Here is a 13,224-nt window from a genome sequence, read left to right as displayed (position 1 = left end):
CCATTTCCTTCATGTTTAAACCATGGCTTTTCATAATGGCTCACAGCAGGCGGTAGTTTCGAAAACTGTAACGTAGTACCTTAAAGGAACCTTAGCCGCGGGTCGACGCCATACCGTTGCCCTTAAATCGGACGGCAAACTAATGGCTGTGGGTTTGAATAAACATGTCCAATGCGAGGTAAGCGGCTGGCGCGGCATCCAACTGCCTGGTGTTTCATGCAGTTAATTCGAGGCGTGTGAGCTTATTTTATTTTGCCTATCGCAATAATTTTTCAAACATATGTTAGATTATGAGTTAGTTATAAAAATCCAAATATTTAATTTTTTATTAACATAAAAAATGATAAAAAAACGAGCGGGTAACGAATGTCATGGGCGGCAATATTGAGCTTTCAGCATTATTCAAGAAGGCACCAGCCTTTCTTCGTTTCCTCCAGAAAGGCTCCAGCAGCCGAAGCGCTGAAGTAGCCGCGTGGTAGAAGCCGTTGTGGGTCGGGCGAAGATTATTTTCTCTACATTAATATAGCAGCTGGATTGTTGCAGTTTCCTGCCTGCCCATCGTACATATGTAACCGCTTTAGAAGAGTGCAATTGGAAAATAATCGGCCCTGTTGAGGTCACTGAGCAAATGCCAGGCGGATCGTGAAGTATAATAATATTCTTACATCTAATTACAACTTATAAAAAGTATGTATTTAATAAATTATTGTAAATAAGGTAGTGCAAACATGGTAAAAAGGCCAGAGCCGAAGCTTTGGCCTTTATTTTATTCTCGTAAATATCCAACCTAATCTATAAAATAGCTAACGCTATCGGTTCAAGCCTGCTTCCACATGGAGACAGCAAACACATGCAGATTCGGCAAATTCGGCAATACGATCCGTACGGCGGTTGATCCTGTACGTGATAGAGGCGCTTCGTTCGCGAACAAATGGACGATTTCTTCGGTTTTGCCCAACGAGGGCCTGTTGAGATTGGCTGACCAAGCGACCTTCTCGCCGGCAATAGGGAAGCGGCTCCACCAATCCGCGAATCCGAGCTGGACCTGTTCGCTCGTTCCATCCGCGTATTCGACGGTGAACGCGTCTGCGCTGCCCCCGTATTGGCTGCTAGCAAGCACCGAAATGCCATGATAGTGGCCTGGCGGGATCGGAATGGCTTGCCCATCGCAAGCGGTGTTGTCGCAATCCGCTTCGTTTTGGCTGGCGGGGAACACGAAGGATAGGTCTCCGATTCGCAACAGCCCGTCCACAGGAAGGCCCTCCCGGCTATAACTGTGCCCATCTCCGTCGACGTCCGCTGTGCCAAGGCTGTTATGGATTCCTCGAATGGCGCATATCCCGCTTATATCGATAGGAACGATGGTTCGCGTAGTTTCGCCTGTGGATGACGCGGCAGCGACCATCGCTTCCGAGTCTAATCCTTCGCCGTCAATGAGAGCGATTACGCGCTGCAGCACCTGTTCTTCCATTTCCGCCGCGCTGCGGATTTTGGCGCCAAGGCTAGCCATTAACTTGGCATCCCGGTGTTCTGGGGGCATGAAGTTAATTTTGGCCAGCATGCCGCGTATCGTGCTCCATGGGTTGCTCAACCGGCGAACATCTTCGGAGCAGGATGCGAGAGCTGGAATGCCGAACCGGTCCGCGACGTAGTTAAGCATGAGGGAGTAGTTGATCCGCGCCGTATGCATAACGTTCAGCTTGATGAACAACGGGCTGGCAACGAAACGCGAACTGCCTTCTTCGGCTTCTGCATCAAAGTTGATGTCGCCAATTTCATCGGCGAAGCGCCGCAAATGATTGGGTGAAGCATTCAAATGCTCCCGAAGCAAATGGAGGAGGCGGTCCATCAGCCGGCTGCGGTCGAAAGTCCAGCCTGGCGTGGGCTCGACGGTCATAATGCCTTGCAATCCGCCTGCATATAGCTCCATAGAGATTCGTAAATCCTTCTTCGAGAAATAGGGGTCGACGATTATTAGCTCTTCGGTATTCGGGTCAAACCCGACCACGATCATCACATGCCACATCTGGTGATAGACGCCAAAATGCTGGTCCCATGGACAATAGAAAGTGTCGAAGTTCAGGCAGACGGGATTTCCCTTGCTGAGCTGCTCTTGGATGAGCGTGAGGCCCTCGCTGGGCGTAGGTTTCCGTACAACTTCAATGTTGTATCCATGGAATTCGCCGAGCAAATCGAGTGCATTGGATACCCCGGTTTGCATTCGGCTTCCTATTGTGGCCCCAGGCGCAGGAGGCGACCATTCGAATTTCAGGGCATTCGCATACATGAGCTCGTAACCTTTGCGGTACCAGCCATCCACGGTCACGATCACATCGTCAAAGCAGTCTCCGCCAGCGCTCTTGACGGGTTCAACGTCAAGTACTTTCATCGTTCATCATGACCTCCTCTTTGGAACGGAGACCGATTAATAGGCCTCCGTTATTCATGGATATCTTAACGGAGAAACACAAGGCTGTAAATGACTGGCGCCATTGATCTATACTAGAAAATCACTTGACGGTTTCCAGAATCCGCAAGTATGATAAGAGTCACATTCGGATAAATATGCGTGTTTATTCGGCATGAAACCCCAAAATAACCTCTTAGCCCGAGCATGCAATGACATCTGTCATGACCTTTATTTCGACGGAAAATGCGACCCAATCCATCATGTACGAACCCCATGAGTGTTACTTCCCAGCCAACAAGATTTTTCAGCCGGCCTAAATTACAATCGATTTCAAAAAAACACTAAAAATGAATAACTAATTCACGCTGGAGGGGTTGCCAAATGAGTGCCACGCGATATCCTCTGACGCATCCGCAGAAGCGCGTATGGTATACGGAGCAGATTTATCCGGGCTCCGCACTGCACAATATTACAGGATCGATTCGAATCCAAGGACCGCTTGATTACCATCTGCTCGCACAGGCGATCCATGAACAGAAGCAAAAGCATGATGCGCTTCGGCTTCGGATCGAAGAAGTAGACGGCATTCCCGCACAATATGCTGTGCCTTTGGGCGAGACGGAAAAGGACGAGCCTTTTGTCGATTTCTCGAATTTGCCGAATCCAGAGTCGCAGTGGCAACGCTGGGTAGAGGAGACAGCTGCTGAACCGTTCTCATTGGACGGCGGAGCGCTCTGCTCGTTCCCGATGTTCCGAATAGCTGAAGGGGACGGGGGATTCCTCGTCAAAATACACCATATCGCATCCGATGGCTGGTCCAGCACGATGCTGATCGGCCAAATCCGGGAAGCTTACGAACGCCTATCGCGCGGCGAAGAGCACGCGCATGGCCAAGAGCCATCTTATCTGGACTATATTGAGCGCGAAGCTAGTTATCTTGAATCCACTCGATTCAAGCGCGATGGGGACTTCTGGCGTACGAAGTTTGCCGGATGGCCACAGGAAGAACCGCCGCCTGCATCTTCTGAATCACTTGCTGGAAGGCGCAAAATCTATATGCTAGACGCAGCCAGGTCCACAGCCGTCAAAGCGTATCTGGCAGAATTGGAATGCAGCCTCACCGCTTTGTTTCACTTTCTCGTCGCCTTATATATCCGGAAGAAGGACGGGCTCGCCGATACGGTGATTGGCATGCCTGTATTCAACCGGTCTGGCCCGAAGGAGAAGGCGACTGTCGGCATGTTCACGAGCACGATGCCGCTGCGTTTTGCCTTTGACGCTGAAGCCCCAATCAAGAGCGAGTTAGCACGGTTTCAACGTGAACTGACGGCCTGCTACTATCACCAGAAATATCCGTACGATGTGCTCATTTCGGACCTGCAGCTTAAGAAACGCGGCATTGACGGCATTTTTGATATTAGCGTTAACGTCTATAACACGAAGGTTATTACCGAATGGGCGAGCGGTACAGCGGAAGTTGTAGAGCATCACTGTGGCAGCCAGACCCATGCGTTGCAGCTCGTTGTCAAGGACTGGCCAGCATCTGGTGAACTGCTAATGGAAATCGATTTCAAGCCGTCGGATCATTCCGAAGCGCAAATCGACCAGCTATACCGGCGGTTAGTGACGCTGATTGATGGCATGCTTGCATCTCCAGAGCTGCCCGTTGGCCGCTTGCCGATGTTGTTCGAAGAGGAGAAGGAACGGCTTGCCGCATACTTGTCGACCCGCGAGGCTTATCCTGCGGACAAGACGGTGACGCAGTTGTTCGGGGAGCAGGCGAATCGTACGCCAGAGCGGACCGCTGCTGCATATGGGTCGGATCGGTTGACCTATCGCCAATTGGACATGCGGTCGAATCAGCTTGCCGCGTGGCTTGCCTCGCAAGGCATCAGCAAGGAATGCGCTGTTGGATTGTTTATCCGGCATTCGCTGGATACGGTCGTTGCTATCCTAGCTGTGCTGAAAGCTGGCGCTGCTTATGTGCCGATCGATCCAGATTATCCAACAGAACGTATTGGCTACATGCTGGCGGATGCGGGTTGTAGGCTGCTGCTTACGAACGTTCCGGTACCGGAAGGCACCGGCTACGAAGGGGTGATCGGTTACCTGGACGATCCAGCACTATACGCGGCAACACCGATCCAGGATCTAGTACGAGCTGCTGGACCTAACGATTTAGCATATATCATCTACACATCAGGTTCGACAGGCAAGCCTAAGGGGGTCATGATCGAGCATCAAGGGCTCGTTAACTATATTTGGTGGTGCAAGCAGCAATACACACGAAGCGAGGAGGAAGTATTCCCGCTTTATTCGTCACTCGCTTTTGATTTAACCGTCACCTCGGTCTTCACACCGCTTATTGTGGGTGGGCGGATCGACATTTATCGGGATGATGAAGAGGAATATGTGCTAGAGCGCATCATGAAGGACAATCAAGCGACGGTCGTCAAGCTGACGCCTTCGCATCTGAGCTTGCTGCAAGATCGGGATAACCGGGGAAGTTCCATCAGGCAATTCATCGTTGGGGGGGAAGATTTACGAACAGATCTAGCCAAGCGCATTTATGATAGCTTCGGCGGACGAATCGAAATATGTAACGAATACGGCCCGACCGAGACGGTTGTCGGCTGTATGATCCATCGCTACGACCCGGATGGGGATGGCAGAGCTTCTGTTCCGATCGGTGTCCCTGCAGCAAATGTGGGCATTCACCTGCTGGACCGGGATGGGAATCCAGTGCCTGAGGACGTGTTGGGCGAAATCTACATTACGGGAGACGGGTTGGCGCGCGGTTATCGGAACTTGCCGCTGGTGACGGAGGAGAGGTTTGTTCCATGCCCATTCCTTCCAGGCGAGCGCATGTACCGGACAGGAGATTTGGCGCGCAGGTTAGAGACAGGCGCAGTCGAATACGCGGGACGCGTGGACTTGCAAGTGAAAATTCGTGGCCACCGGATTGAATTGGGAGAGATCGAACGGATGCTAGTTGAGCACCCGACGGTCCGGGAGGCTGTGGTCATTGACCGCCAGACGAATGACGGCAGCAAGTATTTATGCGGCTACGTTGTGCGGGATTCGGAAGATACGGCTGATACGGCAGATTTGTCTGCTTACCTAAGTGAGTGCCTGCCTGCTTACATGGTTCCGGCACACATCATCGGAATCGAGAGCATTCCGCTGAATGTGAACGGCAAAGTGGACCGTGTACGGCTGCCAGCACCTGTGTTGAACAACGTTGGAGCTTCTGGCGAACGAACGCCAACCGGACAATTGAACCCAGCAACAATCGCCCTTCTTGCGGTAGCAAGAGATGTGCTGCACGAGAACGGGCTTACGGAAGAAGACCATTTCTACACGTGGGGCGGAGACTCCATTAAAGCGATTCAACTCGCTTCACGGCTCCGCAGCCGCGGTTTTGCGATCAAGGTTGCCGATGTTTTGGATAACCCTGTGTTCGCTGATATGGCCACATACATTCGGGCGATTGGTTTTGAAGCGTCCGGTGAAGGCAAGCGATGTGAAGGCGAGCAACGCAAGACACCGATCCTGGATTGGTTTTTGGCTCGGCCATTCACGGATCGGCAACATTACGTCCAATCGGTTTTCTTGCAACTGGACGCAGAACTGTCCGCTAGCCAACTGGATGTCATTATTCGAAAGCTGGTCGATCGGCATGACTCGCTTCGGTTGAACCTTGATCCGTCGACTGGCGTGATTGCTTACAATAGCGATGCCCTCATCGAATCAGTGAAGGTTTATGACTTAACGGAATTGAATAGAGCCGGCCAGCTTGATCACTTCAAGGCAAATGGAGAGCGGCTGAAGGCCAGTTTCCAACTGGACCGTGAAGCGCTCCTAAAAGCTTGTATGTTCGAGCTTGGAACGGACGGAACTATGGTGCTGCTCACCGCCCACCATCTTGCTGTTGATGCGGTGTCGTGGTCGATTTTGTTGGAGGATTTTATTGCGCTATACCGGAATCTTGTGCATCCGGAGGCACTTCCGCTCCCTGCTGCGACAACCTCCTACCAACAATGGGCGGAGCATCTGTGGAACCGATTGGATGAGGCAGAGGGCCAGCGGGCCTATTGGCAGTCTGTATTGGAGGACGAGCGATACATCTACCACGATGCGTCCGGTCAAAATACGGGATCGCGTCCGGGTACGGTGACGGAATCGCTGTCCCAAGAAGAGACGGACCAATTGCTCAAGCTCGCTTCCGTTGCCTATGGAACGAATACGCAAGAGCTGCTTGCAGCTGCACTTGCTGCGGCAATCAGGGATGTCTTCAGCATTGATCACCCTGTGGTCGAGCTGGAAGGGCATGGCCGCGAGCCAGCTGATTCTTCTCTGGATCTCTCGCGGACGGTCGGCTGGTTTACATCGATGTATCCGGTCCGACTACAAGCCGTCGAAGGCGGTTCGTGGGATGAAAGTGTCAAGTCAGTTAAAGAAACGCTGCGCAACCTCCCTATGCGAGGTTTGGGCTTCGGCTTGCTGACAAGGCTGTCGCGCACGCTCCAAGATCCCGGCGAGGGCAACCGCGTCCGTTTTAACTACGTCGGTGAGCTTGATTCCTCCTTGAACGGAGGAGAATTGTTTAAGCTGTCAGAGGAGCCGACAGGCGCTGACAGTGGCCCGGGCAATCCAGCCACGGCGCCGATTGACATCGTTGCGATGGTGATGGGCAACAGGCTGCAATTATCCGTCGGTTACGACCGTAGCCGAATCCGGCCGGAGACGGCAACTGCCTTTGCTGGGCGCTTTGCCGAGCGGACGAACGAGCTGATCCGCCATTGCTGCAACGTTCAGGAAAGGGCTTATACACCGTCGGACTTCACGACCATTTCTTTGTCCCAGGAAGCACTTGACAGCTTGTACCTATAGGGAAGCAGCAGTTGGACGAAAACCCAAATAAACCGAAAGCGTGGGATCGAAGATGAGCAATCCGACGACGACAACGGTGGAACACCTTTCCATCTTTCAATACACCAGGGGAAGGGAATACGTGGGCAATCGATTCGACACAAGCCCCAGGCCAGAACGCTTCAAATCCTACAATGGACCACGCGTGAGATTGAAAACGTCGATTTATAAAGGGGAAAAAGCCCCGCCTCCACCAGGTTCCCTAACCGGTGTGGAGTGGCTAAAACGGCTGTTGCTGCCAGCATTTGGCGTCACCTCCGTCAAGTTTCATGGGCATGAATCGGAGCTGTTGTGGTCGTTCCCGTCAGCTGGGGGCCGCTATCCGGTGGAGGTATATGTGTCAGTCCGCCGGCTGGAAGGCATTCAGCCTGGCCTCTATCATTACAACGCACTGCATGCGTCTCTCTACGGGATAGGGGATGCGAAGGCGGCGGACCTGCTTAGCGAAACGCTGCCTGCTGCTGAACGGGACGCAGACGTATGTTTCATTTTATCAATCGTCCCATGGAGGACGTGCTGGAAATATGCACATAAGGGCTACCGGTTCGGCATGGTCGACGCCGGCCATGTCGCAGCGAATCTTCAACTGGTGCTTAGGGCCCTGGGATGGCGGTTCTCCGCATACACGCAGCTCCGCTCCGAGGAACTCGCCACGCTGCTGAAATTGGATGCTTACGAAGTGCCAATCGCATTGGTCACAGCTTGCACAGAACCTGCTTCAGATCATGGCAAAGCGCCAATATCGTCTGCCTCCCCCCAGCGGTTACAGCTGGCCCAGCGATGCGAATCGCAGGACGATGCTGATTCCCAATTGTTTAATTGGACGCCAATTATGGATTTTCAGCGGAGGGTGAACGCAACGGTTCCAGAACACTCGGAAGGCTGGCTGACGCGTTTGTCACTGCCAGAGGAATGGACGGATTATGACCGATTGCTTCCGCTCATTATCGAGCGGCGCTCAAGCGCCGCGTTTCAATGCTGCGAGCTGCGTGCGGAGGAACTGGACACGATGCTGGCGTTTATCGACAGCCTCGGCATTCTTTTCACATTCCACTTGGTAATTCATGGCGTAGAAGGCTTGTCACCAGGCGTTTACCGCTATGAAGAAGGCAGGCTTCAATGCCTGAAGGAAGGCAATTACCGGAATGACTCTGCCGGAATTTGCCTCGGCCAAACCTTTATTCGCGACTGTTCGGTCTTATTCGTCTTCACAGTCGATATGTCGCAAATTCCGGATGAAGAGTTTTCGAAGTATCAGCAATGCTCCATCGATGGAGGGGCATTGGGCCAGTTCATCCACTTGAAAACAGAAGAGATGGGGCTTGGCTTTTCAATAATCGGGGGCTTTTACGACGATGAACTGCGAGACTTGGCGCAGCTGTCCGACGACCATCAGATCGTTTATGCCGGCGCTTGGGGACGGAATGCCCCGAATGCCGATGATGTCCGCAAGAATGACCGTTATGTGATGAACAGGCCACAATCGTAGGAGGAAGTCATGACGAGAGGCATTTATTTTGGCGTGGACCTGCATGGGCACGTCAATCCGACACTGGGGCTCATACGTGAGCTGGCTGATCGGGGCGAAGAGATCCTGTACTATTCGGGTGAACCGTTCCGGGCTCGAATTGAAGCGACAGGCGCTACGTTCGTCGCTTACAAGGAGCCGCTGGGCTTCAGTACGCACGACGCAGGGGGAATCGAGACGTTCCTCGTGACAGCTGACTTTATTCTGGGCAATAGCCAGAAGATTGTCGAAGCTGAGCTGGAAGATGCGCGGGCATGGGGACCTGACTATATTGTGCATGACGCGTTCTGTTATTGGGGCAAAGAAATGGCTCGCCAGCTTGGCGTGCCGGGCATCTCGGTATTTGCGAATTTTGCTTATATCGATGAGATGGCAGATGTCGATCCCGAATTTTTTATGGAATATGTGCTGCGGGCGGGGAACGATCCCGTCTATGCCAAGAACAAAGGGCGGACTGACGTCTATCGCAAGTTGGAAGCCAAGCTATCCAAGATCATCGCGCTTAAGTATGGGATTCATACGTCGAGCATAATCAACGATATTTTCTGCGGCAAAGAAAAACTGAATCTCGCGCCAACATCTCGCGAATTTCAGCTGTACGGGCAAGTTTTCGATGACAGCTATGTGTTCACGGGATACGCCGTCGAGCCGCGTACAGAGCCTGACGGTTTTCCATTTGAATGGCTGGACGGCCGTCCGCTGGTCTATGTCGCGTTAGGCACTATTTTTAATGATGCGGAGCATATCTACAAGAGGTGTATAGAAGCTTTCGCCGGCCAAGAAGTGCAGGTTGCTATGTCGATTGGCCATGAAGTGCCGGCAGAGCGGCTTGGGCAATTGCCGGATAACGTGATCGTTCGTTCCCATATGCCGCAGTTGGCACTGCTAAGCCGAGCAGCCGCATTTATTACCCACGGCGGCGCGAACAGCATTCACGAAAGCCTGTGCTCGGAAGTGCCAATGGTCGTCGTGCCTCAGAGCTTCGACCAATTCATGGGTGCAATCGCGGTAGAAAAGGCAGGGACCGGCATCTTCCTGCAAGGCGAAGACTGGCAGCCAGCCGATGTGGCGGATGCAGTCCGTCGCGTCCGCACGGAGCCAGCCTATCGCGAAGCTTGCGGACGCATTCACCAGTCGCTCAATGAGGCAGGCGGACCGCCTCGGGCAGTGGATGCGATTCTTGCTCATGTTGCACAGGAGCGCGGAAAGGTGATGCAGCCATGATGCTTAGATTTAGAAGGCTATTGGCACCGCTGCTCACGCTAGTTGTAATCTTCGTTATGCTGTCGGGGCACGTAGCTGCTGACCCTCATGCTCCAGTAAGCGAGCGCTTAGACGAGATTGATGCTTATATACGCAGCGAGAAGAAGAAAGCTGATATTCCCGGCCTCGCTGTCGTCATTGTAGAAGGGGACAAAACCGTACTGAGCCAAGGGTACGGGTGGGCGAACCGGGAAGAGAAGAAACCCGTAACGAAGCAGACGCTGTTCGAGATCGGTTCGACAAGCAAGGCGTATACAGCACTTGCGGTATTCCGCCTCGAAACGGAAGGCAGGCTGGATCTGGATGCACCGGTCAGCCATTATGTGCCGTGGCTTAACTTTACGTTCAAAGGCAAGGAAACGGAAGTTACGCTTCGCCAGTTGCTTCATCATACGAGCGGGATCCCGTTTCGAACGATCGGTATCATCCCTCAAGCGGACGACGAAGGCGCACTGGAGCGCACGGTTCGTACGTTAGATGGGATGGAGCTGGAACGCGAACCGGGAGAGAAATACGACTACGCCACGATCAATTATGATGTGCTTGCGCTCGTCGTCCAGCAAATTTCGGGCGTACCGTTCGAACGGTACATGCGTGAGCAGATATTGGACCCGCTTGACTTGACTGGCACATATATGTACAAAGCGCCAGAAGGAGCTGAGATGGCGCAAGGGTACAGGCCAGGCTTGCTTCGCACATGGGCTTATGACGCTCCCGCATTTCGCGGCAATACAGCAGCGGGCTATGTGATATCGAGCGCTGCGGAGATGGAGAAGTGGCTGAAAATTCAAATTGGCGCCGTCTCAGGTCTCGGGCTTGATCCAGAGATCATCAAAAAGTCGCACGAGCCGGATAAGACGGTTCCTCCGAACCCGGATGGATCATCTTATGCGGCCGGATGGGGCTTGTACTATAAAGGAACGGGCGAGCTGGCGCATGAAGGCAATAACCCGAACTTTTCCTCCTTCCTCATCATTCGGCCGACAGATGGCATTGGCGTAGCGATATTAGCCAATGAAAGCGACATTCGAACGATGACTATGGGCCAAGGCATCATGAGCATGATCATGGACAAGAAGATGCCAGATCCACTTAAAGATATGTGGAAAGGGCTGGACGCTACCGCATCCGCGGCCCTGTTCGTCTCAGCGCCAGTCATCATCTTAACGATGTGGCAGCTTATAACCGCGATTGTGCAATTGGCGAGGCGTCAGCGCAAGTTTAGTGGAGGAACTGCAAGGGTAGCGGGTGTCTGTGTGGCGCTGGCAGCAGGAATCGCTGGATTCGGATACTGCTTGTACGAGATTCCGGACTCATTGTTTGGTGGATTGAATTGGGAGTTCGCTTCCGTTTGGGCGCCATTCACGATACCACTTGCTGCTTGGACGGTCTTTATAGCAGCCGCGCTCTTCGGCGTCTACTATGCCCTGACCGCATTGGCTCCGAAGCCAGGTGAAAAAGCGATGCTTCCATTGATCGTATTGAGCGTAGCCAGCGGCCTTGGCAATGCCCTCATCATCTTTATTGTCAACGCTGCCCTTGGGCACGTAGAAGACGAGAAGTTTCCAAGCGGCCTGCTGCTTTACCTCATCGCCGGCATTTTCTTGTATGTCGTTGGCCAGAAGTTAGTGCGTACGCGCTTGATTCGAATTGCGAACGAAATGGTCTATGGAAAAAGGGTCCAACTGACCCAGTTGGTTTTGAAGGCGCCATTCCGCCGGCTAGAGCGGATGGAACAAGGGAAGATTCAGGCTGCACTTAATAACGATACGGAGGCAATTAGCGAGTTTTCCAACATCGTCGTATCCGGAGCTACAAGCCTCGTGACGTTGATCTGCTGTTTCGTCTATATGGGTACGATTAGCGGCTATGGCCTGCTTGTTTCTCTCTTTGTTATTGTTACCGCTGCGGGCCTTCATTTCTTGTTCGGGCGCCAAGCCCAGCGAATCTGGGAGCAGACGCGCGATATCCAGAATGTGTTCTTTGGCTTCATTCATCACATGACTACTGGATTTAAAGAACTCGCGCTTAACGAAGGAAGACGGGAAGATTTTCAGTCGGATATGATCGCGAGCTCGAAAACTTATCGCGACAAGCGCATTCGGGGTGACATGAAGTTCGCGAATGTGAACGTCATTGGAGAACTGCTCTTTTCGTTTGTCGTTGGCGTTGTTGCGTTTCTATTCCCTGTCTTATTCCCTGCGATGAAGGCAGCATCGATTCAAACCTATGTTTTCGTCCTGTTGTATATGACGGGACCCATTCATGCCATTCTCGGCTCGATTCCGAATCTGATCAGAGTTCGAATTAGCTGGGGCCGAATTAACGCACTTGCGGCGGAGTTGTCGGAAGGGCAAGCTGGTTCGGAGTCGCCTGAGGCTGCTATACCGTTGCCGGAAGGCGTGCCATTCCGTTCACTGGAGCTGGATCGTGTCGTATACAGGCATCCATCTCGGGGAGAAGGAGCGTCGTTCGAGGTTGGGCCGATTAACCTGGCATTCCGTGCGGGTGAAGTCACGTTCATCACAGGCGGCAACGGCAGCGGCAAATCAACGCTGGCGCGGCTTACAACGGGATTATATACGGCGGACGGCGGAGAGATAAGAGTGAATGGAATGGCGCAGGAGCCAGAATGGCTCGGTGGGCAATTTTCCGCAATATTCAGCGATTACCATCTGTTTGAGAAGCTGTACGGCATTAATGCGGCAGACAAGGGCGATGAGATTGACCGGCACATGACGCAGCTCCGCCTGCATGGCAAGGTGCAAATTGGCGAAGGAACTATGGATACGCTCGCTTTATCAACCGGCCAACGCAAGCGGCTTGCATTACTAATTAGCTACTTGGAAGACCGCCCTATCTACCTGTTCGACGAATGGGCAGCTGACCAAGACCCTGAATTCCGGCAATTTTTCTACGAGTCACTGCTGCCTGAGCTGAAAGAACGAGGCAAGTGCGTGATCGCAATTACACATGACGACCGTTATTTCGATTTGGCAGACAAGATTGTCAAGCTTGAGCTAGGCCAGGTCGTTGGCATCGAAGAGGGGAACCGATTGCCGCGAACGACGAATGTGGCGGGGTAACCGTA

At 52.8% G+C, this 13,224-nt stretch carries 5 protein-coding genes and 1 pseudogene; 5 read left to right on the top strand and 1 reads right to left on the bottom strand.

Annotated elements, in window-relative coordinates:
• Positions 1 to 100 precede the first annotated feature (100 nt).
• Positions 101 to 226, top strand: a pseudogene (locus GON22_RS26745) (RCC1-like domain-containing protein); the annotation flags it as partial.
• Positions 227 to 817: 591 nt separating this feature from the next.
• Here the strand turns inward: GON22_RS26745 and GON22_RS11055 are convergent.
• Entirely contained in the window at positions 818 to 2,389 is a 1,572-nt protein-coding gene (locus tag GON22_RS11055; protein WP_160396150.1) for a C39 family peptidase, read from the bottom strand.
• Between the two features lie 402 nt (positions 2,390 to 2,791).
• Here GON22_RS11055 and GON22_RS11050 point away from each other — a divergent pair, with 402 nt between their 5' ends.
• From GON22_RS11050 to GON22_RS11035, 4 genes are all read left to right on the top strand, one after another.
• On the top strand, positions 2,792 to 7,303 hold the full coding sequence (locus GON22_RS11050) for a non-ribosomal peptide synthetase (protein ID WP_160396149.1): 4,512 nt from the start codon (positions 2,792 to 2,794) through the stop codon (positions 7,301 to 7,303).
• Positions 7,304 to 7,424: 121 nt separating this feature from the next.
• Positions 7,425 to 8,831, top strand: a complete 1,407-nt coding sequence (locus tag GON22_RS11045) for a SagB family peptide dehydrogenase (RefSeq protein WP_160396148.1) — start codon at positions 7,425 to 7,427, stop codon at positions 8,829 to 8,831.
• Between the two features lie 9 nt (positions 8,832 to 8,840).
• Positions 8,841 to 10,094: a macrolide family glycosyltransferase gene (locus tag GON22_RS11040; protein WP_160396147.1), complete on the top strand. Its 1,254-nt coding sequence runs from the start codon at positions 8,841 to 8,843 to the stop codon at positions 10,092 to 10,094.
• The gene (locus GON22_RS11035; protein ID WP_160396146.1) at positions 10,091 to 13,219 is read left to right on the top strand and encodes a cyclic peptide export ABC transporter; all 3,129 of its coding nucleotides are present in this window, start codon (positions 10,091 to 10,093) and stop codon (positions 13,217 to 13,219) included. The genes GON22_RS11040 and GON22_RS11035 overlap by 4 nt, the downstream gene beginning before the upstream one ends.
• The last annotated feature ends 5 nt before the right edge of the window (positions 13,220 to 13,224 follow it).

This window comes from Paenibacillus sp. MMS18-CY102, assembly GCF_009789195.1.
Classification (GTDB): domain Bacteria; phylum Bacillota; class Bacilli; order Paenibacillales; family Paenibacillaceae; genus Paenibacillus_T.
The sequence above is the reverse complement of the archived record's forward strand: the minus strand, read 5'-3'. Positions and strand labels throughout refer to the sequence as shown.

Coding starts and splice junctions, on each gene's coding strand:
- GON22_RS11055 (WP_160396150.1), bottom strand. CDS start 2,389: ATGAAAGTACTTGACGTTGAACCCGTCAAGAGCGCTGGCGGAGACTGC.
- GON22_RS11050 (WP_160396149.1), top strand. CDS start 2,792: ATGAGTGCCACGCGATATCCTCTGACGCATCCGCAGAAGCGCGTATGG.
- GON22_RS11040 (WP_160396147.1), top strand. CDS start 8,841: ATGACGAGAGGCATTTATTTTGGCGTGGACCTGCATGGGCACGTCAAT.
- GON22_RS11035 (WP_160396146.1), top strand. CDS start 10,091: ATGATGCTTAGATTTAGAAGGCTATTGGCACCGCTGCTCACGCTAGTT.